General features: G+C 70.9%; 25 protein-coding genes. 10 read left to right on the top strand and 15 right to left on the bottom strand.

The genetic code is table 11. The features are described 5' to 3' along the window. Nucleotides 1–28: 28 nt before the first annotated feature. From BDK92_RS25285 to BDK92_RS25275, 3 genes are all read left to right on the top strand, one after another. Complete coding sequence (locus BDK92_RS25285; protein ID WP_170208679.1) at nt 29–817, top strand: endo alpha-1,4 polygalactosaminidase; 789 nt, start codon at nt 29–31, stop codon at nt 815–817. A 248-nt stretch (nt 818–1,065) separates the two neighbouring features. Next, entirely contained in the window at nt 1,066–1,674 is a 609-nt protein-coding gene (locus BDK92_RS25280) for an RNA polymerase sigma factor (protein WP_121158943.1), read from the top strand. A 5-nt stretch (nt 1,675–1,679) separates the two neighbouring features. Then, nucleotides 1,680–2,528, top strand: coding sequence for a hypothetical protein (locus BDK92_RS25275; protein WP_170208678.1), 849 nt, complete (start codon nt 1,680–1,682; stop codon nt 2,526–2,528). Nucleotides 2,529–2,572: 44 nt separating this feature from the next. Here the strand turns inward: BDK92_RS25275 and mutM are convergent, their stop codons facing one another. The 8 genes from mutM to rsmD form a co-directional block, all read right to left on the bottom strand. After that, nucleotides 2,573–3,430, bottom strand: coding sequence for a bifunctional DNA-formamidopyrimidine glycosylase/DNA-(apurinic or apyrimidinic site) lyase (gene mutM, locus BDK92_RS25270; protein WP_121158941.1), 858 nt, complete (start codon nt 3,428–3,430; stop codon nt 2,573–2,575). A 115-nt stretch (nt 3,431–3,545) separates the two neighbouring features. After that, entirely contained in the window at nt 3,546–4,382 is an 837-nt protein-coding gene (rnc, locus tag BDK92_RS25265) for a ribonuclease III (protein WP_121158940.1), read from the bottom strand. A 19-nt stretch (nt 4,383–4,401) separates the two neighbouring features. After that, complete coding sequence (locus BDK92_RS25260; RefSeq protein WP_121162562.1) at nt 4,402–5,433, bottom strand: phosphate acyltransferase PlsX; 1,032 nt, start codon at nt 5,431–5,433, stop codon at nt 4,402–4,404. Nucleotides 5,434–5,542: 109 nt separating this feature from the next. Further along, nucleotides 5,543–5,716, bottom strand: a complete 174-nt coding sequence (gene rpmF, locus BDK92_RS25255) for a 50S ribosomal protein L32 (protein WP_030335284.1) — start codon at nt 5,714–5,716, stop codon at nt 5,543–5,545. A gap of 5 nt (nt 5,717–5,721) precedes the next feature. Further along, a complete protein-coding gene (locus BDK92_RS25250) occupies nt 5,722–6,285 on the bottom strand; it encodes a YceD family protein (RefSeq protein WP_121158939.1) in 564 nt (187 codons plus the stop codon). A gap of 145 nt (nt 6,286–6,430) precedes the next feature. After that, nucleotides 6,431–6,928 (bottom strand): hypothetical protein, encoded by a 498-nt coding sequence (locus tag BDK92_RS25245; protein WP_121158938.1) that lies wholly within the window; start codon nt 6,926–6,928, stop codon nt 6,431–6,433. Nucleotides 6,929–7,144: 216 nt separating this feature from the next. Then, on the bottom strand, nt 7,145–7,633 hold the full coding sequence (gene coaD / locus BDK92_RS25240) for a pantetheine-phosphate adenylyltransferase (RefSeq protein WP_121158937.1): 489 nt from the start codon (nt 7,631–7,633) through the stop codon (nt 7,145–7,147). Further along, a complete protein-coding gene (gene rsmD / locus BDK92_RS25235; protein ID WP_121158936.1) occupies nt 7,630–8,193 on the bottom strand; it encodes a 16S rRNA (guanine(966)-N(2))-methyltransferase RsmD in 564 nt (187 codons plus the stop codon). Before rsmD ends, coaD begins: the two co-directional genes overlap by 4 nt. A 315-nt stretch (nt 8,194–8,508) precedes the next feature. Here rsmD and BDK92_RS25230 point away from each other — a divergent pair, with 315 nt between their 5' ends. Both BDK92_RS25230 and BDK92_RS39150 read left to right on the top strand, forming a co-directional pair. Next, nucleotides 8,509–9,657, top strand: a complete 1,149-nt coding sequence (locus tag BDK92_RS25230; protein WP_121158935.1) for an LPXTG cell wall anchor domain-containing protein — start codon at nt 8,509–8,511, stop codon at nt 9,655–9,657. A 442-nt stretch (nt 9,658–10,099) separates the two neighbouring features. Next, a complete protein-coding gene (locus BDK92_RS39150; RefSeq protein ID WP_170208677.1) occupies nt 10,100–11,311 on the top strand; it encodes a cell wall anchor protein in 1,212 nt (403 codons plus the stop codon). Nucleotides 11,312–11,480: 169 nt separating this feature from the next. Here the strand turns inward: BDK92_RS39150 and recG are convergent, their stop codons facing one another. Both recG and BDK92_RS25205 read right to left on the bottom strand, forming a co-directional pair. Then, entirely contained in the window at nt 11,481–13,679 is a 2,199-nt protein-coding gene (recG, locus tag BDK92_RS25210) for an ATP-dependent DNA helicase RecG (protein WP_121162561.1), read from the bottom strand. A gap of 38 nt (nt 13,680–13,717) precedes the next feature. Next, complete coding sequence (locus BDK92_RS25205) at nt 13,718–15,376, bottom strand: DAK2 domain-containing protein (protein WP_121158931.1); 1,659 nt, start codon at nt 15,374–15,376, stop codon at nt 13,718–13,720. 191 nt (nt 15,377–15,567) lie between these two features. Here BDK92_RS25205 and rpmB point away from each other — a divergent pair, with 191 nt between their 5' ends. After that, on the top strand, nt 15,568–15,759 hold the full coding sequence (gene rpmB / locus BDK92_RS25200; protein ID WP_121158930.1) for a 50S ribosomal protein L28: 192 nt from the start codon (nt 15,568–15,570) through the stop codon (nt 15,757–15,759). Nucleotides 15,760–15,877: 118 nt separating this feature from the next. On the opposite strand, the gene BDK92_RS25195 is transcribed toward rpmB, so the two are convergent. Together BDK92_RS25195 and BDK92_RS25190 are read right to left on the bottom strand one after the other, a co-directional pair. Further along, complete coding sequence (locus BDK92_RS25195; RefSeq protein ID WP_121158929.1) at nt 15,878–16,345, bottom strand: GNAT family N-acetyltransferase; 468 nt, start codon at nt 16,343–16,345, stop codon at nt 15,878–15,880. 62 nt (nt 16,346–16,407) lie between these two features. Next, nucleotides 16,408–17,346 carry a thiamine-phosphate kinase gene (locus BDK92_RS25190; protein ID WP_121158928.1) on the bottom strand — a complete coding sequence of 313 codons (939 nt, stop codon included), beginning with the start codon at nt 17,344–17,346 and terminating at the stop codon, nt 16,408–16,410. A gap of 172 nt (nt 17,347–17,518) precedes the next feature. Between BDK92_RS25190 and BDK92_RS25185 the strand changes: the two genes are divergently transcribed. Then, on the top strand, nt 17,519–17,752 hold the full coding sequence (locus BDK92_RS25185) for an Lrp/AsnC ligand binding domain-containing protein (RefSeq protein WP_121162560.1): 234 nt from the start codon (nt 17,519–17,521) through the stop codon (nt 17,750–17,752). After that, complete coding sequence (locus tag BDK92_RS25180; protein ID WP_121158927.1) at nt 17,752–18,390, top strand: DUF3515 family protein; 639 nt, start codon at nt 17,752–17,754, stop codon at nt 18,388–18,390. The genes BDK92_RS25185 and BDK92_RS25180 overlap by 1 nt, the downstream gene beginning before the upstream one ends. Before the next feature lie 39 nt (nt 18,391–18,429). Here the strand turns inward: BDK92_RS25180 and BDK92_RS25175 are convergent, their stop codons facing one another. The 3 genes from BDK92_RS25175 to BDK92_RS40875 all read right to left on the bottom strand — a co-directional run bounded on the left by BDK92_RS25175 (nt 18,430) and on the right by BDK92_RS40875 (nt 20,154). Beyond that, nucleotides 18,430–19,530, bottom strand: coding sequence for a D-alanine--D-alanine ligase family protein (locus BDK92_RS25175; RefSeq protein WP_121158926.1), 1,101 nt, complete (start codon nt 19,528–19,530; stop codon nt 18,430–18,432). A 204-nt stretch (nt 19,531–19,734) separates the two neighbouring features. Continuing rightward, a complete protein-coding gene (locus BDK92_RS25170; protein WP_121162559.1) occupies nt 19,735–19,956 on the bottom strand; it encodes a hypothetical protein in 222 nt (73 codons plus the stop codon). A gap of 75 nt (nt 19,957–20,031) precedes the next feature. After that, complete coding sequence (locus tag BDK92_RS40875) at nt 20,032–20,154, bottom strand: hypothetical protein (protein WP_281278644.1); 123 nt, start codon at nt 20,152–20,154, stop codon at nt 20,032–20,034. A 282-nt stretch (nt 20,155–20,436) separates the two neighbouring features. On the opposite strand from BDK92_RS40875, the gene BDK92_RS25160 reads away from it, so the two are divergent. Beyond that, entirely contained in the window at nt 20,437–21,282 is an 846-nt protein-coding gene (locus BDK92_RS25160; protein ID WP_121158924.1) for a helix-turn-helix domain-containing protein, read from the top strand. A gap of 4 nt (nt 21,283–21,286) precedes the next feature. Next, entirely contained in the window at nt 21,287–21,508 is a 222-nt protein-coding gene (locus BDK92_RS25155) for a DUF397 domain-containing protein (protein WP_246017237.1), read from the top strand. Nucleotides 21,509–21,520: the final 12 nt, after the last annotated feature.

Genomic DNA, 21,520 nt, shown 5'->3' with positions numbered 1-21,520 from the left:
ACCAGCCCCTCCGGCACTCCTGCTGCTCGTGCTGCTCGTGCTGCTCGTACCGGCGGTGTCCGGATGCGTACCGCAGTGGGCCCGACCGGTGGCGATTCCGCCCTGGCCCGCCGGACCCACCCCCACCTGGCAGTGGCAGCTACGCGGCGAGTTCGACCCGAACGTCGACGCCGAGGTGTTCGTACTCGACGCCTTCCGTACCCCGGTCGAGGACATCCGCCGGCTACGCGAACGCGACCGGCGGGCGGTCTGCTACGTCAACGTCGGCACGTACGAACCCGACCGCCCCGACGCCGAGCGCTTCCCGGAGACCGTGCTCGGCGCCGCCGCGTACACCGAGGGCGACCGCTGGCTGGACATCCGGCAGTGGTCGGTACTCGAACCGGTGCTCGCCGACCGGTTCCGGCTCTGCTACGGAAAGGGCTTCACCGCCGTCATGCCGGCGAACATGGACGGATACGCCCGTGAGTCCGGTTTCCCGCTCACCTTCGACGACCAGCTCGTCTTCAACCGCCGGCTCGCCGCCCTGGCCCGCTCGGCGAAACTCTCCCCCGGCCTGACGAACGACCTCGAACAGGTGGTCGCCCTGGAGCCGTCCTTCGACTTCGCGGTCAACGAGCAGTGCTTCCAGCGGGCCGAATGTGATCAGTTGCTGCCCTTCGTCGAGGCGCGGAAACCGGTCTTCCAGGTCGAATACGACGAACTCGCCGACGAGACCTGCGTGGCGGCCCAGGGCTACGGCTTCGCCACCATCCGCAAGGAACCCGATCTCGGCCCCTGGCGTGACCTCTGCCTGACCGCCCCGCCGGCACGCTGACCCACCCTTTGGGTCGGCTGCCTACCCTGAGCGCGGCGACCGGGCCGGATCCGCTCCCCGGCCCTTCTGTCGTTCGGTCCGGCGGTGTCGTCGTCCGACGTGGCCGCCCGCTGTCGTGCCCGCCCGCTGACGCGCCCGCCCGCTGTCGTGCTGGCGACACCCGGGGTCCGGGGGCGCAATCACCCGACCCCGGCGGGCGTGACCAGTACGAGCCCCGGCAGCCGGGGCCGAAGCGGGGGGAGACGAGCATGGGGGAGAGACCGGTGCGAGCCGGTGCGACCGATCCCACCACCACGATCGGGGTCCGGTCCGGCCCGCCGGTGGTCGACATCGCCGGACGTGCCGGATTCGACAGCTTCTTCGAAGGGTCGTACCGCCGGCTGGTGGCTCAGATCCACGCCTATCTGGGCGACCAGGCCGAAGCCGAGGACGTGGTCCAGGAGGCGTTCATCCGGGCCTGGCAGCGATGGCCGGCGGTCTGCCGGTACGACGAGCCGACCAGCTGGGTACGCCGGGTGGCCTGGAACCTGGCGACCAGCCGGCTGCGTCGGGTGGCCACCGCCGCCCGGATCATGCGTCGCCAGCAGCCACCGGCCACCAGCCCGGCGCCGAACCCGGATCATGTCGCCCTGGTGGCGGCCCTGCGCAAGCTGCCCGACCGACAGCGCCGGGCGGTGGTGCTGCACTACCTCGCGGATCTGCCGGTGCTGACCGTGGCCACGGAACTCGGCGTACCGAAAGGCACCGTGATGTCCTGGTTGCACCGAGGTCGCGCCCAGCTCGCGGTCCACCTCGCCGAGTCGGGCCCCGGCACCACCCGGGGGCAGAACTCCCACGACGACCTACCGAGGCGGTGACCGTCATGCCCAACATTTCCCTGGAAACCGGCCCTGATCCCGATCCCGCTTCGCACGCCCTGCTGATGTCCTACCGGGACACCGCTCACGAGGCCGTCAGCGCGCCTTCGGTGGGCTGGATCGCGACGGCGGCCCGGCATCGGACCCGACGCCGTACGGGCGTCGCGGCGGCCTTCGCCGTCGCCCTCGCGGCGGCCGGCGGCACCCTGCTCGCCGGGCAGCTCGGCACTCTCGGTCCGCAGCCCGCGCCGGTGCCTCCACCGCCCTCGGCGCCGGCCACCACCGGCATTCCGAGCCCGACCGGCGCCCCGGTGCCCACCACGCCGAGCGTCACCCCACCGACCCCCAGCGCGCCGAGCAGTCCGGCACGGACGAGCGAGCGCCCCGCCCTGGACATCCGCGAGGTCAACTGGCAGCGGGCCACCATCCGCCTCCCCACCGACCGGGCCGGTTCCACCTGCCCGACCGGCCGGTTCACCAGCCGGGGCGAGGTCACCGTCGTCGGCGCCCGCACCATCAAGGTCGATGACACCGCGCTCGCCCACGGCGACCTCGACCGCGACGGGCGGGTGGAGGCCGTCATCCACTTCCACTGCGAACACACCGAGGGCGACAGCGGCGACGGCTCGGGTCAGCTCCTGGTGGTCACCGAACGGGGCGGCGAACTCGTGGGCCTCGGCTACGCCGGCCCGGTCGGTGAGAACTACGGCACGGTACGGGTACGCGACGGCATCCTCGTCGCCACCGTCATGCAGCGCTACAGCGAGCAGCCGGTGTCACAGGAGCGCGGCTACCGGTGGAACGGCACCCGGTTTGTCCAGGTCAGCGGGCCCACCGCCTTCCCACCACGCTAGGTGCGAACGCGTCCCGGGCGCAGGTCCCGGCCCCGGCTGCCCCGTCAACCGACGGCGGTTCCCCGGGGCCGGGGCTGACAGCGGGGGCAGCTGTACGACGAGCGGTTCATGAACGACTCCCGCCGGATCGGGCTGCCGCACCGGTTACACGGCAGCCCCTCCCGGCCGTACGCGTTGAGCGACCGGTCGAAGTAGCCGCTCTCGCCGTTGACGTTGACGTACAGCGCGTCGAAGCTGGTGCCGCCCTGGACCAGGGCCTCACCGAGGACGTCCCGGACATGACCGAGCAGCCGTCGGGCGGCCGGCCCGGTCAGCGCGTCCGCCGGCCGGGCGCCGTGCAGCTTCGCCCGCCAGAGCGCCTCGTCGGCGTAGATGTTCCCCACCCCGGAGATCAACGTCTGGTCGAGCAGCGCCCGCTTGATCTCCGTACGCTTTCGCCGCAGCGCGGCCACGAAGTCGTCGTCGGAGAAGGCCGGGTCGATCGGGTCCCGGGCGATGTGGGCTATCTCCGCCGGCAGTTCGGCGCCGCCCTCGGAGACCGAGAGGCCACCGAAGGTGCGCTGGTCGATGAAGCGCAACTCGGGGCCGTCGTCGTCGAACCCGAACCGGATCCGCAGGTGCGTCTCGTCCGGGGCCGTCGCCGGTTGCACCAGCAACTGCCCCGACATGCCCAGATGTCCGATCACCGCGTCGCCGCTGTCCAGCGGCAGCCAGAGGTACTTGCCCCGGCGGTGCGCGTCGAGCACCGTCCGACCCGCGAGTACGGCCGCGAAGTGCGCGTCACCGGCGAGGTGCCGGCGTACGGCACGCGGGTGGCGCACCTCGACCGTGGCGATCCGCCGCCCGGTCACCCACTTGGCCAGGCCCTGCCGGACCGTCTCCACCTCGGGCAGCTCAGGCATTTCGCAAACCTCACCTCGTACGGCGCGATCAGGATGACGTCCGAGGCAACCTGACTGGCCGTCGGCTTCCTCGCGGCGGCAGCGGGCGGCTACGGCACGCGAACGTCGAGCGTACTCAGGAGACGTCGCGGCCGCTGTCCTCGTCGCCCGAGATCGCGGCTGTCGACCCGCTGGTCGCCGCCGGTCCGCCCGGTTCCGCGGTTTCGGTCACCGCCGCCTCGGTTCCGCTCGGTCCGGTTTCGGTCGTTTCGGAGAGGACCCGCCAGGCGGTCTCCGCGGCCCGCTGCTCGGCTTCCTTCTTGCTCCGCCCGTCGGCGCCGCCGTACCTGCGACCGGCGACCACCACCCAGGCGGTGAACGTCTTGGCATGGTCCGGACCGGTGTCGTCGATCCGGTACTCCGGCACCCCGAGCCCGAGCGCTGCGGTCAGCTCCTGCAGGCTGGTCTTCCAGTCCAGGGCCGCCCCACGTCCGGCCGACTCCGCCATCAGCGGGTCGAAGAGCCGGTGGATCACGATCCCGGCGGTGTCCAGCCCGTACTGCAGGTAGATCGCGCCGAGCAGGGCCTCCAGCGTGTCGGCCAGAATGCTCGCCTTGTCCCGACCGCCGGTGGTCTCCTCCCCCTTGCCGAGCAGGAGGTAGGGGCCGAGCCCTTCCGGCCCCAGGCCACGGGCGACGTCCGCGAGCGCGCGCATGTTCACCACGCTCGCGCGCAGTTTCGCCAGTTGCCCCTCGGGCAGGTCCGGGTGGTTGTGGAAGAGCGCGGCCGTGATCACCACGCCGAGCACCGAGTCGCCCAGGAACTCCAGCCGCTCGTTGGTCGGCAGGCCACCGTTCTCGTACGCGAACGAGCGGTGGGTCAGCGCCCGCTCCAGCAGCTCCGGGTCGAGGCTGACGCCGAAGGCCGCCTCCAGGTACCCGATCGGGGCGCGTCGGCGCTTGTCGTTGCTCATGCGGCTACCTCGGTATCGGTCATGGAGTCTCCTCGGTCCGCTCGTCGGCGCCATGATCCGTACGACCGGGTCCGTCAGCGGCCGTACCCGGGCCGGTCAGGTGACCGTCCCGGGCGTGGTCGGCGAGCAGCCCCGAAATCGCCGCGGTCGCCCCGCGCCGGTACAGATGGGCGGCGAGTGCGATTCCCGAGGCGAGGTCGTCGTCGCGGGCCGCGCCATGGCAGACGACGACCGTACCGGCCACGCCGAGCAGGGCGGCGGCCCGGGGCGCCCCTCCGCTGGCCGGCGGGCCGCCGGCCATGGCGTACGCGCCCTCGATCCCCTTGAGCAGGATGTTGCCGGTGAAACCATCGGTGACGATCACGTCGGCGCGGTCGCCGGAGGTGATGTCGTACCCCTCGACCAAACCGACGTAGTGCGCGCCCGGCGGCAATGGTGCGAGCGTGAGTACGGGGTCGGCTGCCCGGCGGGCCCGGTCGCCCTTGCCCGCCTCGGTTCCGACCGAGAGCAGCCCGACCCGGGGGTGTGCCACCCCGTGCACGACGGTGGCGTAGGCGGCGCCGAGCACCGCGTGCCGGGCCAGGGTGCCCGGTCGGGCCTCGAACGAACCGCCGACGTCGAGCAGCACCACCGGCCCGGCGAGCGCGGGCATGGTGGCGATCAGGGCCGGCCGGCGGACATCCGGCCAGCGTCCGAAGCCGAGTACGGCGGCGGTCACGGTGGCACCGGTGGCACCGGCGGAGACGACCGCGTCGGCGGTCCGGTCGACGACCGCGGCCACCGCCGCGCGGACGGTGGTGTCGGCCCGGCTGAGCCGCCGAGGGTCGTCGGTCATCGCGACGCCCCGTTGGACCGGACGGACGGAGATCCGCTCCCGATCTGCCGGGTGTACGACGCCCAGCAGCTCGTCGGCCGCCTCAGGGGGGCCGACGAGCAGCAGGTGCAGATCAGGATCGGCGCCGAACGCCCGCAGAGCGCCGTCAACCACGACGGCGGGAGCACCGTCCCCGCCGAGGAGGTCGACGGCGATCCGCACGGTGCCCGGCTCCACGGGAACACCGGCCGTCATGTTGCGGCTGGTGCCGGCGGGAGCCGGTGCACCGGGCGATCGCCAAGGCGTGGGCGCGACCCGACCCGGGGTCGGGAGCGTCACTCCGGTGTCAGACCTCGAGGACCTGGCGGCCGTTGTAGGTGCCGCAGACGCTGCACGCCGCGTGCGGCAGCTTCGGCGACTTGCACTGCGGGCACGCCACGGTCGCGACCACCGTAGCCTTCCAGTTCGCCCGGCGGGACCGGGTGTTGCTGCGCGACATCTTGCGCTTCGGGACGGCCACGGTTCCTACTCCTCTTTACGGGTCAGTTGCGACAGGCCCGCCCAGCGCGGGTCGACCTGCTCGTGACTGTGGTCAGCCGGCAGTTCGTCCCAGTGCACCCCACACTCGATGCACAGTCCTGGGCAGTCCTCCCGGCACAGCGGGTTCGTCGGCAGTGCGAGCACCACCGCGTCCCGCAACGTCGGCTCCAGGTCGATCAGGTCGCCCTGCATGCGGCCCACCTCGTCCTCCTCGGTCGTCTCGTCCGTGGTGCTGTCCGCGTACGCGTACAGCTCCTGGATCTGGACGACCAACGAGTCGTCGATCTGGCGCAGGCAGCGACCACACTCGCCCTGCACGGCCCCGGAGACGGTCCCGGAGACGTATACGCCCTCGGACACCGACTGGAGACTCAGATCGAGGCTCAGGTCCGTGCCCTCCGGCACGCCGATCATCTCCAGGCCGAGGTCCGCTGGCGCCGGTACCACCCGCGTGACCGTACGCAACGCACCAGGCCGACGCGGCAGTTCCCTCGTGTCGAGGACCAGCGGCGACCTGGGATCGAGTTGGCTTGGCAAGTGTTTGGGCATAATCAGACTCCGGCCTGTTGGAGGCCGACGAAACAGGTTACCTGGACAGGGGCTCGGCCGTCGAACCGGGGCACCCCTCGGGCGCGCTCCAGCCCTGGCCGGCGGTGCCCGTCCGGGTCCGTACGTCGGGTCAGAATGGTCACGATCAGAACGGCAACGGGCGTTCGCTCTCTTCGCCGGCGAAAGTGCCGATCTCACGCAACGCGTGCATCTTGTCCCGACCCCGTTCGATCGAGGCGAGCGCCCGTGTGAGGAACTGCTCGAAGTTGGCCAGCGCCGTGTCGACGTAGTCGTCGACCTCCGCGCGGAGCCGCTGCGACTCGGCCCGCGCCTCGGCGATGATCCGGGCACCCTCGTGCTCGGCCGAAACGGTGATCTCGTTCACCGACACCAGCCGGGCGTGCTCCGCCTCGCCCTCGCTGATGATCCGGTCCGCCTCACGCTTGCCGGCATCCATGATGTTATCCCGCTCCTCGAGCAGCGCGGCCGCCCGGCGCAGGTCGATCGGCAGCTCGGCGCGGAGCTCGTCCAGCGCGGCGATGAACTCCGCCCGGTCGACCATGCAGTTCGTGCGCGACATCGGGACGGAGCGTGCCGTCTCCACGATGTTGATGAGATCGTCGATGCGGTCGAGCGGGTCCACCGGTACCTCACTCCTGTCGTTCGTCTGCCGACCTACATGATGCGGCGTACCACCGGGTCGCTGCTCAACCAATGATGCGGTGCCCGGAGGACAAGGGGACCAAACTGCCCGGCGCGGCGCGTCAGACAACCGGAGCCGGTGCGGTAGGCACGCTCAGTAAAGCGCACGCCGCGATCCGTTGCCTGCCGGGGAGTACCCCCACTGGCCAGGCGGCGGTCAGGCCGGCGCGGTGGAGTTCAGCCGCTCCCGCAGCGCCCGGCGGACCAGGTCGGGTACGTGCGGGGAGACGTCACCACCCCACTTGGCGACGTCCTTGACCAGACTCGACGAGAGGAAGGAGTAGGTCGGGTTCGTCGGCATGAAGAGGGTCTCGACCCCGGCCAGCCCGATGTTCATCTGCGCCATCTGCAGCTCGTAATCAAAGTCACTCACCGCCCGGATCCCCTTGACCAGGACCGATGCGTGCTGGGCCCGACAGAAGTCCACCAGCAGTCCGCGGAACGACTCGACCCGGACGTTGTCGTAGTCCGAGGTCACCTCGCGCAGCATCGCGATCCGCTCGTCGACCGTGAAGAGCCCGCTCTTGGACTGGTTGATCAGGACGCCGACGATCACCTCGTCGAAGAGCCGGCTGGCCCGTCCGATGATGTCGAGATGGCCGTTGGTGACCGGATCGAACGAGCCGGGACAGACCGCACGTCTCATGATCGACGACCGTACCAAAGAGTGGTCTCGCCGTAACGCCTGCCGCGCTCGGCAGTGATCCCCTGCACCCACTCGACCGGGCCGGTACGGGTGGACCGTTCCACCACCACCACCGCGTCCGGAGCCAGCCAGTCCCGGTCGACCAGGGCGGCCAGCATGGCGGTGATCTCCTCGTCCGGCACGGCGTACGGCGGGTCGGCGAAGACGATGTCGTACGGGCCGCCGTCCGGGCCCGCCGCGAGCACCTGGGCGACCTTTCCGGTGACCAGTCGGGCGGCCGGGGTGGCCCGCAGGGTGGCGAGGTTGTCCCGGGCGATCCGGGCCGCCTTCGGGTCCCCCTCGACCAGCAGTACGTGTGCCGCGCCCCGGGAGAGTGCCTCCAGGCCGACCGCGCCGGAGCCGGCGTAGAGGTCGGCGAAACGGGCGCCGTCCAGGTCCAGTTGGCTGTCCAGCGCACTGAACAGTGCCTCACGTACCCGGTCCGAGGTTGGCCGGGTGGACGCGCCCGACGGGGCGACGATGCGCCGTCCGCCGAGGGTGCCGGCGACGATCCGGGTCACGACGACCTCCCGCTCTCCACGCCAAGACGGTACGCCGATGGTCAGCGGGGGCTCCGCGACACCACCCGTCGACCGAGAGAGATCTTCCGGATACGACTTGTGGATCAAATATCTCAAGTCAGTAACAGCGAGGGCCGAATGATCTCAAGACTGTCTCAATACTCCCGGAATCAGTAGTGTCAGGCGCTGTGCCGGCTCTGCCCTGCCGGCACACGGTGCGGGGTGGTGCCCCCGCCGGTCGCGCCGCACTCGCGGCGATCGCCCCGGGCACCACGTCTCCCGCGCGAAAACGTTTTAACCCCCTCAGGAGTACGCGTGTCCCTTCCCAAGCTGTCGCTCCGGCGACCGCTCGCCATCCTCGGGGCCGGCTTCATCGGTCTCGCCGCGACGCTGGCCGTCGCGGGTCCGGCCAGCGCTCACCACTCTGAGGTCAAAGGCCAGTTCGCCTGCGACGTCAAGACCGGTGAGTACGTCGGCCACTGGACCATCGACAACGTTGGCACCGAGGGGGTCGACAAGTACAGGTTCATCCTTGTCGACGCCAAAAAGTCGGTCGGGGACATCACGTCGAACGTGACCATCCCTGGCGTGTCGGTGACCGAAAAGGGTCAAGACCCGCAGTACCCGCGCACCGTCGGGAAGTTCGACACCGAAGAACTCCGCTACCCGGGCGACACCACCCAGCTGTCGCTGACGGTGCAGGCGGAGTGGAAAAACACGTACACGGAGAAGGAGCCGAAGGGCGACGTCGTCGACCTGGCTGGCAACTGCAAGGCGCCGGAGCCCGAGCCGGAGCCGACGACCCCGAAGCCGGACGCGACCGTCAACCAGGAATGTGACGGGATCGTCGAGGTGGTCGTCAGCAACGGCAAGGACGCGACCGCTCCGGCGAAGTTCACCATCGTCGCCGCTGGCGACTACAAGAAGACCGTCACCGTGGCGGCGGGCAAGTCCGAAACCGTGAAGGTCCCGGCCGAGAACGCCGGCGACCTCAAGGTGACGGCCGAGGGCGTCGAGAAGCCGCTCTTCGACGGCAAGCCGGCCGAGCCGGCCGACTGTGTCGCGCCGGGCGAGCCGACGGGCAGCTACCAGTCGACCTGTGACGACCTGGTCTTCGAGATCGTCAACCCGGCCGACGGCGAGAAGGTCGAGCTGACGCTGACCCCGAGCAAGGGTGAGCCGCAGCAGCTCGTCGTGGAGCCGGGCAAGACCGGCACCGTCAAGTTCCCCGCCTCGGAGGGCCTCACGGTCACCCCGAGCGGCAAGGGCCTGGACGACACCAAGCCGATCGCCTGGGAGAAGCCCGCCGACTGCACCAAGGGTGAGGCGGGTGGCTCGGGCGACGAGTTGCCGCTCACCGGTGCCGCCGCCGGTGGCATCGCGGCCACGGCCGTCGCGCTGCTGGGCATCGGCATCGCGCTCTTCGTGGTGGCCCGCCGCCGCAAGATGCGCTTCACCGCCTGAGTCGAATCCACGGCCAGTCGGGAAACAAACCCGGATAGCTAACGGATCCGGGCCTGCGCCAAGAGTCTGAGGGCGCGTCGACCAACCGGTCGACGCGCCCTCAGCGTTTTCATCCGCACATGCATCCGCACACACTTTGGACATACGTCACGACTACTTGCCGCAATTCCTCGGAGTACGGCGAGCAACCGAATGTTGCCCGGCAAGAACTTCCATGGAACCCGAGGCATATCAGTTATCTCGAATGTATAACGGAATCCTTAACTCCCGCTCAAGGCTGTTCCTCGTCGGCTGATATCGCTAAGGTCGGGCGCTGTGCCGGTGCGTTGTCGCCGGCGTACGACGGCGGGGAGGCGTCAACGTGGGTCGCGCCTATGTGGACAGCGGCCGTTCACGTCACCCCAACGCCGTGCCCTGAAGCTTTCACCCCTCAGGAGTACCCGTGATCCGTCCCAAGCTGTCGCTCCGGCGACCGCTCGCCGTGCTGGGAGCCGGCGTTGTCGGCCTTGCCGCGGCGCTGGCCGTGGCCGCCCCGGCGAGTGCCCACCACAGTGAGGTCGTCGGCAAGGCTGAGTGCGACACCACCACCGGCGAGTTCGTCGTCGAGTGGACCGTCAAGAGCATCGCCCCGGCGAACGTGAAGCAGTTCAGGCTCACCGACGTGATCGCCAAGAAGTGGGTCGGCACCCAGCAGACCCGGGTCCAGGTTCCGGGCATCGAGGTGACCGACGACTACAAGTACGACGCCCAGGGGTCGATCTCCGGGACGCACCGTGTCCCGGGTGACAGCACCAAGGCGTCGCTCCAGGTCAAGGCCGAGTGGGAAAACGGCGAGCACGACGTCCAGTGGAAGCGGGACGACGTACCGCTCTCCGGCCTCTGCGTGATCACCACGCCGCCGACGACCCCGCCGGCCACGCCCCCGGTCACGCCGGAACCCTCCACTCCGCCGACCACTCCGCCGGCCACCCCGCCGGTGACTCCCCCGGTGACGCCGCCGACCCAGCCGAAGGCACCCAAGCCGACGGCGGACGTCGAGACCGACTGTGACGGCGCGGCGATCGTGACCCTGGCGAACGGCGACGACGCCACCGCTGCTGCGGTCTTCGTCGTCACCGACGGCGCCGGAACCGCCGGCGAGCCGATCACGCTCGAGCCCGGCAAGGACAAGGTCGTCGAGATCCCGGCCGAGAAGGCCACCAGGGTCAAGGTGACCGTCGAGGGCCAGACCGAGCCGCTCTTCGACGAGGAATTGACGGCAGACGCGAGCTGCATCGAGGCGACCTACGAGGCGACCTGCGAGGACCTCACCTTCACCATCAACAACCCGGCCGAGGGTGAGACGGTCAACGCGATCTTCACCCCCAACAGCGGTGACAAGAAGACGCTGACCGTCGAGCCGGGCAAGAGCGGAACCGTCACCTTCGCGGGCAGCGAGGGCCTGGTCGTGACCGGTGACATCGAGGGCTACGAGGCCGGCGAGCCGATCGCCTGGAACGACGAGAAGCCGGAGAACTGCGGTGGCGGCGGGGGTGGCCTGCCGGTGACCGGTGCCGCCGCCGGTGGCATCGCGGCCGGTGCCCTGGTCCTGCTCGGCATCGGTGTGGCGCTCTTCGTGGTGGCCCGCCGTCGCCGGCTGACCTTCACCGCCTGAGCCTGAACCGCTCCGCCAGTAACAACTGATCCGCCAGAGGGCGGGCCGACCAACCGGTCGGCCCGCCCTCGACGCTTTGCCACACCCAAAAACTGGCGACACACCTACAGACGCGGTGACACAACCCGTCCGGGGCGCTGCGACCGCGCCCCACGCGTCGCGACTGCCGTCAGCCCTTCTCCAGGTACTCCGCCCGCTCCTCGTCGACCAGCGCGGCCACCGAGGCGGCCAGCGCCGGATGCCCGGTCAGCTCCGGATCCCCCTCCACCAGCGCGATCGCCTCGGCCCGCGCGTCCCGGATGAGGTCGGTGTCCCGCAGCAACGAGAGCAGCCGCAGGTGCGAGCGGCGGCCGGACTGGGTGGCGCCGAGCACGTCCCCCTCGCGGCGCTGCTCCAGGTCCAGTTCGGCGAGGCGGAAACCGTCCGAAGTGGAGGCGACCGCGTCCAGCCGCTCACGGGCCGGCGTACCCTCCATCGCCTCGGAGACCAGCAGGCAGAGGCCGGCGGCCGAACCCCGACCCACCCGGCCGCGCAGCTGGTGCAGTTGGGAGACGCCGAACCGGTCCGCGTCCAGCACGATCATCACGGTGGCGTTCGGTACGTCGACTCCGACCTCGACCACCGTGGTCGCCACCAGTACGTCCAGTTCACCCGCGGCGAAGGAACGCATCACCGCGTCCTTCTCGTCCGCCGGCAGCCGCCCGTGCAGCACCCCGATCCGCAGCCCGTGCAGCGGCCCCTCGGCCAACAGCGGGGCCACCTCGGTCACCGCCAGCGGGGGGCGCTTGGCGGACTCGTCCGTCGGCGGCTCCTCGTCCGACGCCGGCCCGTCGCCGATCCGGGGGCAGACCACGTACGCCTGGTGTCCGGCGTTCACCTCCTCGCGCAGCCGGCGCCAGGCCCGGTCCAGGAACGCCGGCTTCTCCGACGCCGGAACGACGTGCGACGCGATCGGCGACCGGCCGCGCGGCAACTGGGCCAGGGTCGAGATCTCCAGATCGCCGTAGACGGTCATCGCCACCGTGCGCGGGATCGGGGTCGCGGTCATCACCAGCACGTGCGGCGGCTGCTCGGCCTTGGCCCGCAACGCGTCCCGCTGCTCCACCCCGAACCGGTGCTGCTCGTCGACCACCACCAGGCCGAGGTCGGCGAAGTCGACCCCCTCGTAGAGCAGGGCGTGCGTGCCGAGCACGATGCCGGCGCGGCCGGCGGCCACCTCTTCCAACGCGCTACGCCGGGCCGCCGCGCCGAGTGAGCCGGTGACCAGCGCGACCCGGGTGCCGTCCGGGTCGCCGTCCAGCTCACCGGCGCGCCCGAGCGGCCCGAGCAGGTCGAGCATGCCCCGGTAGTGCTGGGCGGCGAGCACCTCGGTCGGTGCCAGCAGCGCCGCCTGTCCGCCGTCGTCGACCACCTGGAGCATGGCCCGTAACGCGCAGACCGTTTTGCCGGAGCCGACCTCGCCCTGCAACAGCCGGTGCATCGGGTGGGCGGTGGCCAGGTCCGCCGCGATCTCCTCGCCGACCGACCGCTGCCCCTCGGTCAACTCGTACGGAAGGCGCGCGTCGAAGGCGGCGAGCAGGCCCGCGTCACGCGGTGGTCGGGGTCGCGCTGGCCACGCCGCCGCGCGGTGCTTGCGCTGCACCAACGTCAGCTGTACGGCGAACGCCTCGTCCCACTTCAGCCGGTGCCGGGCCCGGTAGAGGTCCTCCTTGGTGCCCGGCCGATGGATCTCCCGCAGGGCGGTGCCGAGTCCGATCAGGTTCCGGCTGGCCCGCATGGTCGCCGGCAACGGATCCTCCGGCATGGTCACGGTGTCCAGCACGACCCGTACGCAGCGGGCGATCACCCAGGTCGGCATCGCCGCCGCGGCCGGGTAGACCGGGATCAGCGCCCCGGCGAACTCCTCGATCTCCTCCCCCGCCGCCACCTCACCGTCGGCGGCCCCCTCACCGAGCAGCACGTACTCCGGGCCGTTGAGTTGCCGCTTGCCCCGGAACTCGGTGACCTTGCCGGCGAACAGCCCCCACCGGCCCGGACGCAGCTCCCGCTCACGCCATGCCTGGTTGCCGAAGAAGGTGATCGTCAGCACCCCGCCGGAGGAGTCCCCGACGGCCACCTCCAGCAGGTTGCCGCGCCGTTGGCGCATCGGCCGTACGGTCGTGCGTTGCACCTGACCGAGGACGGTGACCTGTTCACCGATCTCCAGCGACCGGATGTCGGTGTGTTCGCCGCGCTCGTCGTACCGGCGTGGGAAGTGGTAGAGCAGGTCGCCGACGGTGTGCAGGTCGAGGTGGCTGGCGAGGGCCTTGGCCGTCTTCTCGCCCAGTGGGGTGCGCAGCGGCGTCTCGGCCGTCAACGGCTCGGTCATGCCATCTCTCGGCTCGGTCATGCCATCTCTCCGCTCGGTCATTCGATCCCCACCAGCAGCGGATACAACGGCTGCCCGCCGGGATAGTCGTGCACCTCCACGAACGGCCAACGACTGCCGACGTGCTCCCGTACGGCCGCCGCGAGTCCCGCCGGCGCGTCGGCTCCGACCAGCAACGTGACCAGTTCACCGCCGCCGCCCAGCATCCGGTCGAGCAACGCTGTGCAGGTCGACACGAGGTCGTTGCCGATCAGGTGCACCTCCCCCTCGACCAGCGCCAGTACGTCTCCGGGCTGGCATCGCCCGGCCACCGTCAGCGCCTCCCGGCTGGCGTAGCAGACCTCGCCGTACCGGCACGCCCCGGCCGCCTCGGCCATCGCGATCACGTCGTCCTCGAAGCGGCGGGCCGGGTCGCGTACGGCGAGCGCGGCGAGCGCCTGCACCGGCGAGCGGGTCGGCACCACGCTGACCTTGACGCCGAGTTCGTGTGCCTCCTTGGCGGCGGCGTTCGCCACCGCCTGGGTGTTGGGGTCGTTGGGGAGGACCACCACCCGGGTCGCGCCGGTCGACCGGACGGCGGCGAGCAGTTCGCCGGTGGACGGGTTGCCCCGGACCACGGTGGCGCCCTCGCCGACGAGGAGTTCGGCCAGCCCGGCACCGTGTGCGACCACCACCGCCGCCCGGCTCGGCGGTTCGACCGGCTCCGGCAGGGCGGCGGTGCCTCCGACCGGCCCGGCACCGGGCTCCTGGTCGGCGAAGCGAACGACCGAGATGTGGTACGGCCGGCCGGCCACCACCCCGGCCTCCACCGCCGCCCCGACGTCGTTGACGTGAATGTGCACGTTCCAGGTGCCGACCTGGCCGGCCGTGGCCCCGTCGCCGACCACCACCAGTGAGTCACCGAGCCCGGCGAGCACCGCCCGCATCCGGGTCACCGCCTCGGGTACGGCGTCGAGCAGGAACTGCACCTCGTAGGCGTACGTCTCGGCGCCGGTCTCGCGGGCGACGGCGCGCGGCGGGCGGGGCCCGGGTGACGCCGTCCCCGGCCGGTTCGGCGCTGCGCCGGTGATCACCTCGACCAGTGCGTCGAGCAGCACGCAGAGGCCCCGGCCGCCGGCGTCGACCACCCCGGCGCGGGCGAGCACCGGCAGCAGTTCGGGGGTGCACGCGAGGGCGTGCGCGGCACCGCTGGCGGCGGCGGTCGCGACCACGGCCAGGTCGTCGGTGTCGGCCCGTTCGGCCGCACCCGCCGCCGCCGCGACAACGGTGAGTACGGTGCCCTCGACCGGTTCCGCCACCGCCGCGTACGCCGCGGTGCTGGCCGCCCGCAGCGCCCGTGTCAGTTCCCGACCGCCCACCACGGGCTCGTCGGCGAGCACGTCGGCCAGGCCGCGCAGGATCTGGGAGACGATCACGCCAGAGTTGCCCCGGGCGCCGAGCAGCGCCCCCCGGGCGATCAGGCGCAGCACCCGCCCGTGCGGGGCCGGCCCGGTCGGGTTCGGTTCCGGCGTACCGTCGGGGTCGAGGGCGAGCGCCTGCTGTGCCGAGGTCAGGGTGAGCACCAGGTTGGTGCCGGTGTCGCCGTCGGGCACCGGGTAGACGTTCAGCTCGTCGATCTCGACCTGGTGTCGTACGAGTGCCGCCAGCCCACCCGCGCACCACCGCCGGATGGCGGCGGCGTCGAGGGTCTGCAGCACGGCGTGAAGCCTACTGAAGACCACCGACGCCTGCCGTACGCCGCGGCCCGTTGCCGCCTCGGCGCAGGCCGGAGCCGGTGGGTGGGGTGGAGCCGATTCGCCCGACGGCGGAGGCATCGGGTAGCCTGGCCAGGTTGCCCGGACAGCACCCTGCCGGCGACTTCATGAACGATCAATCCCAGGAGTATCCCGTGGCTAGCGTGTGCGACGTTTGTGGCAAGGGACCGGGCTTCGGCCACAACGTTTCCCACTCGCACCGGCGGACCAACCGCCGCTGGAACCCGAACATCCAGACTGTGCGCACCCCGGCTGGTGGCGGCAACACCCGCAAGATGCAGGTCTGCACCTCCTGCATCAAGGCCGGTAAGGTCGCCCGCGCCTGACGCGTTCGTCGCGTCCCGCGATCCGGCGGCCCAGGCACGCCGGTCCAGCTCGCATCAGCCGTCGGGTCCTCAGGACCCGACGGCTACTTGCGTGTCCTCGTGTCCCCCGAGTGGGCTGTCAGAGCGGCCGGCCGTAGGAGAGGCAGTCCGGGGAGTCGCGGTAGTAGCCGAAGTTCTCGATCCGCACGTAACCGCATGACTCGTACATCGCGATCGCCTCGGGTTGCTTGTCCCCGCACTCGAGGATGAGCCGCTTGCGCCCGTGTTCACGGGCCGACCGCTCCACCGCACCGAGCACCGCGCGGGCCACCCCACGCCCCCGGGCCGCCGGCGCGGTGTACATCCGCTTCAGCTCGGCTGTCTCCCCGTCGTCGCCGTGGCTGCGCCAGGCACCGCAGCCGACCGGCTCCCCACCCAGGTACGCCACCAGGAAGGCGCCCGAGGGCGACTCGAAGTCGCGTACGTCGACCGGGGTCTCGTCGCCGCTGCCGCCGTACCGACGCCCCAGGTCGGCCAGGGCGTCGGCGACGAGTTGCTGCGCCACCAGGGAGTCGTAACGCACCACGCGAATCTCGATCTCACTCACCCGTAAAGGGTACGGCGCCAGCAGTCCCTTACCGATCCGGCCGACCGGTCACAACGGCGTCCCTACCTGAAGTGGTCCCAGCCGGCACTTCCCTTGTACGGCTTGCCGTCCACGGTCAACCCGGTGCCGTCGACCACGCGCCCGATCACGCGCCAGTCGTCCGGTAACGCCACCTGGGCCGGGAACGTGGCGGCCAGGGCATGATCGTCCCCACCACCGAGCACCCAGGCGTACGGGTCGATGCCGAGCGCGTGCGCCGCGTCCCGCATCTGCGCCGGAATCTCGAAGGCGCCGCTGCGCAGGTCGATGCCGACCTCGCTGGCCGAGGCGACGTGGCCGAGGTCGGCGAGGAGCCCGTCCGACACGTCGATCATCGAGGTGGCGCCGAGCCGCGCCGCCTGCGGCCCCGCCCGGTACGGCACCTCCGGTCGCCGGTACGCCTCCACCAGCAGCTTCGGCGTACGGAAGCCACGGGAGAGCACCGTGTAGCCGGCGGCGGCGTACCCGATCCGACCGGCGAGGGCGACCACGTCGCCCGGCCGCGCGCCACTGCGTACGACGGGCGCCCGGCCGCCCAGGTCACCGAGGGCGGTGACCGCGATCGTCAGGGTGGGACTCGACGACATGTCGCCGCCGACCACACTCGCCCCGACCAGGGCGGCTTCCGCACCGAGACCGTCGGCGAGTTCCTCGGCCCAGCGCACCTCCAGGTCCGTCGGGATGCAGAGGGCGACCAGCAGGGCTGTCGGCACCGCACCCATCGCGGCGATGTCGGCGAGGTTGGCGGCCGCCGCCCGGTGTCCGACATCGGTCGCCGAGGACCAGTCGCGGCGGAAGTGTCGCCCCTCGACCAGTACGTCCGTCGAGGCGGCCACCCGCGCGTCCGGGGCGCTCACCACGGCGGCGTCGTCACCGGGTCCCAGGAGCACCGTCGCCCCGCTGCCCAGCCGCGCGGTCACCCGGGCGATCAGACCGAACTCTCCGGCGCTGGCCACGCTCACGCGCCGCCCCCGGTACGCCGCTCTCCGGACCCGTACACCGCCACCGCACACCACCCGATCCGCTTGCTCCGCACGCTCACTTGCGCCTCCCTTGACCACCGGTGGGGAACCGACCCACTCCGTACGGTATTTTCACGGTCGAAGCCGCTCGGCGGCGGACGGAGGTCAGGTCGTGGTCCAGGCGTACATCCTCATCCAGACCGAGGTCGGAAGGGCGCGTGACGTGGCCGCGCAGATCACGGATATCTCCGGTGTGGTCCGGGTCGATGCCGTGACCGGGCCGTACGACGTGCTCGTCCTCACCGAGGCGCACACGGTCGACGAACTGGGCAAGATGATCGTCAGCAAGGTGCAGTTGGTGCCGGGGATCACCCGTACCCTCACCTGTTCGGTGGTGCGCCTCTGATGGCGGAGGGCACTTCCACCCCGGTCGAGCAGGACGGTTCCGACGCTGAGCGGACGGTCCCGCCCGCCTCGGACCGGTCGACCCGTCAGGCGGCGATCTGGGCCACCGTGGTCGCGTTGCCGCTGACCGTACTCGTCGCGATCTTCGCGTTCGGCAAGCTCGCCCCCACGCCCGACGCGGCCTCCGCGAACCCGACGCCGTCGGCGACCACGCCCCGGGTCCAGTCCACCGCCCCGGTGACGATGTCCGCCGTACCGCTCGCCGAGCGGCCGGCCACGGTCTGCCGGGCGCTCCTCTCCCGCCTGCCGGCGACCCTCGGCGAACTGGCCCAACGGCCGGTCAGCGCCGGCCCGGAGCAGAACGCCGCGTACGGCGATCCGGCGGTCGCGGTCAGTTGCGGCAGCCCGCTCCCCTCGTTCCCGCCGACCGACCAGGTCTGGGTGGTGAACGCGGTCTGCTGGCACGCCCAGGAGGAGTCGGACCAGACGGTCTTCGTCACCGTGGACCGTGAGGTGCCGGTCCGGGTCGCCGTGCCGCGTGGTTACGACCCGCCGTTGCAGTGGATCGCCCCGCTCGCCGAGTCGGTGGTCGCCGCCGTTCCCTCCTCGGCGACCAAGCCCTACGGCTGCACCGCCTGAGACGACCGGCCCCCGGCTCGGGCCTCCGCCCGGCGCCGGCTAGCGCAGGCCGGTGCCCCGGTGCAGCGCGGTACGGATCAGGCGGTCGACCACCTTGGGGTACTCCAACCCGGCGGCGGCCCACATCTGCGGGAACATCGAGGTCGGGGTGAATCCCGGCATCGTGTTGATCTCGTTGAGGTAGACCTCCAGGTCGGGCGTGACGAAGAAGTCGACCCGGGCCAGCCCGGAGCAGTCGAGCGCGGTGAAGGTACGGCAGGAGTATTCCTGGATCTCCCGGGTGACCCGCTCGGGCAGGGCGGCCGGGATGTCGTACTCGCAGGCGTCGCCGACGTACTTCGCCTCGAAGTCGTAGAAGTCGTGGTCGGCCACCACCCGTACCTCGGCGACCACGGAGGCTTCCGGGGCGCCGCCGGTCTCGCCCTCGAGCACCCCGCACTCGACCTCCCGACCGACGATCGCGGCCTCGACCAGCACCTTCGGGTCGATCTGTCGGGCGGTGACGATCGCCGCCTCCAGGTCGGCCCAGTCGGAGACCTTGGTGACGCCGAACGACGATCCGGCGCGGGCCGGTTTGACGAAGACCGGCAGGCCGAGCCGTTCCTTCTCCGCCTCGGAGAGGTTCATGCCGCTGCGCAGCACCGCGTACGGGCCGTTCGGGATGCCCTCGGCGATGGTGAGCTTCTTGGTGAACTCCTTGTCCATCGCGGCGGCGGAGGCGAAGACACCCGAGCCGACGTACGGGATGCCGGCCATCTCCAGCAACCCCTGGATCGTGCCGTCCTCGCCGTACGCACCGTGCAGGGCGGGGAAGACCACGTCGACATCGGAGAGTGCGGTCGGGCCTTCGGCTGGTTCGAGCACCATCAGACCGTTGGCGGTCGGGTCGGAGGGCGGGACGACGGTCGCCTCGGCGCCCGAGGTGATCGCCGGAAGAATACTTTCCGTGATAGCCAGTCGCTCTGGGTCACCAGTTGTCAGCACCCACTGGCCGGCTTTGGTGATACCCATCGGGACCACCTGGTATTCGTCCGGATCCAGGGCGTTGATGATGCTTCCAGCGCTCACGCAGGAGATCGCATGCTCCGTGCTACGACCGCCGAAGACGACTGCTACGCGGGTCTTCCGTGGGCTCGTCACGCCGGTGACCCTACTCTGCGTGGCCGCCGCGCGGGCCGATAGGCCGAGGATTCGATCAATGTCAGGAACGACCCGACACACGGGTCACGATGGTCCCGCGGACCCGCCCCGGGGCTCTCAGCCGGGCGGGCACCAGCTGGTGCCCCGGGGCGGCGCGGGCCGGGCCACGGTGGTCGGGGACCTCGACCACCGGGACTCCGGCATTCAGTGTGGTTCAGGACATCGCCGGCCAACGGCGATGACTTTGACGCGTTGCCGACCGGCCCGGACCATGCCGAGCGCGGCGAACGCGCCGGCAATCCGGTCGGCGGCGTCACGGCTGGTGGCACCGACCACCTGCCGACGCCGCTCCGGCTCGACCCGTTCGTTGCGTCCCTCGTTGGTGAGTGGACGCACGTCGGTGAGCACCACCAGGTAGCGGGTCACCACCAGCGGCCTGCCGGTGCCTGTGACGCGGGCCGGCGACCTGCCGGTGCCGGTCGCGCGGGCGGGCGACGGTGGTCAGCCGGCATGGCGGGCCACCGCCTCGGGTTCCGCCGTGGTGCCGGCCAGGCCGCCCGAACGGTCACGGCAGACGTACGCCAGGTCGGCGTGGATCCACGCGCCGTCGTTGTCGCGCAGCACCGGCCGCGTACACCATCGGCAGCGTGAAACACGAGGCCAACAGGGGGTCGCTGTCATCCGACACCTCCGGGTCCGCGGCGGTGGGGCACACGGCGGTCGGGTACGGGGGAGTCCCCGACCACCGTGCGCCTCATTCCCCAATCCGTCACTCACCGCCACCGTCGACACGACCACCGGCAGCGAGGACGCCATGACAGGTTGCCATCCGTGAAAGCGTGAATGCAACTCTCACGGGAGATCTCTCATGCACACTTTCTCGCCGACGTATGTCAAACTCGGTCCATGGCACCGAAGACCGCTCGCGCCCGCCGACTCGGCATCGCCCTCCGGACCTACCGGGAGAAGGCCGAACTGACCCTCGAAAAGGCGGCCGAGGAGATCAACAGCACTCGCAGCACACTGTCGCGTTACGAGAACGCGCTGAGTCTGCCCAGCCCGGCGACCGTCCGCGCCCTGCTCACGCACTACAACGTGGACACAGACGAGCTCAAGGGCACGATCGAGCTGGCCAAGGAGGCCAAGAAGCCCGGCTGGTGGGTGTCGTATTCGTACATGTTGGACCGGAAGACGATGGACTTCATCGCGCTGGAGTCCGAGGCGAGCGGCATCCAGTCGTTCGAACCGTCCCTGGTGCCGGGCCTGTTGCAGACCCCGGACTACATCCGGGCGATCATGCGGGGCGGGCCGCACACCCTCACCGACGACGAGATCGAAAAGCGGGTGCAGCTCCGGCTCGACCGACAGAAACGCCTCACCGCCGCACCCGATCCGTTGGTCGTCGTCTCGGTGATCGACGAGGTGGCCCTGATGCGCAAGGTCGGCGGCGAGGCGGCCTGGCGTGAACAACTGGAACACCTGATCAAAATCGCCGAGCTGCCACACATGACCATCCAGGTGATCCCGCTGGACACCGGCTACCACCGGGGCACCAGGGGATCACTGCACATCCTTGAATTCGGCCTGGACGATCAACCCCTGGCCTCGGTCGAGACTGTCGCCGGTCAGCTCTCCTTCGACAGCGCGCCCGAGCTCGACACCTGTATGAAGATCATGCAGCACTTGCGAACCGTGGCCCTGGGCCCGGAGGCGAGCGGCGAGCTGATCTCCAACATCCTGAAGGGACGGTAGACACATGTCCGCTCCAACCACCACCACGATGGCCGCCTTCGCGACCGCCACCTGGCGCAAGAGCAGCCGCAGTGGCGACCAGGGCGCCTGCGTGGAGTTCGCCGTCACCGCCGACGCGATCGGGGTCCGTGACTCGAAGGACCAGGCCGGCCCGGTGCTGCTCTTCCCCGCGACCGCCTGGTCGGCGTTCGCCAGCGCCGTGCCGACCGCCCCGGTGATCGACTAGCTCCTCGCCCGC

Origin of the sequence: Micromonospora pisi (genome assembly GCF_003633685.1) — a bacterium.
Classification (GTDB): Bacteria; Actinomycetota; Actinomycetes; order Mycobacteriales; family Micromonosporaceae; genus Micromonospora_G; species Micromonospora_G pisi.
This window is presented reverse-complemented; position numbering and strand designations above follow the sequence as displayed.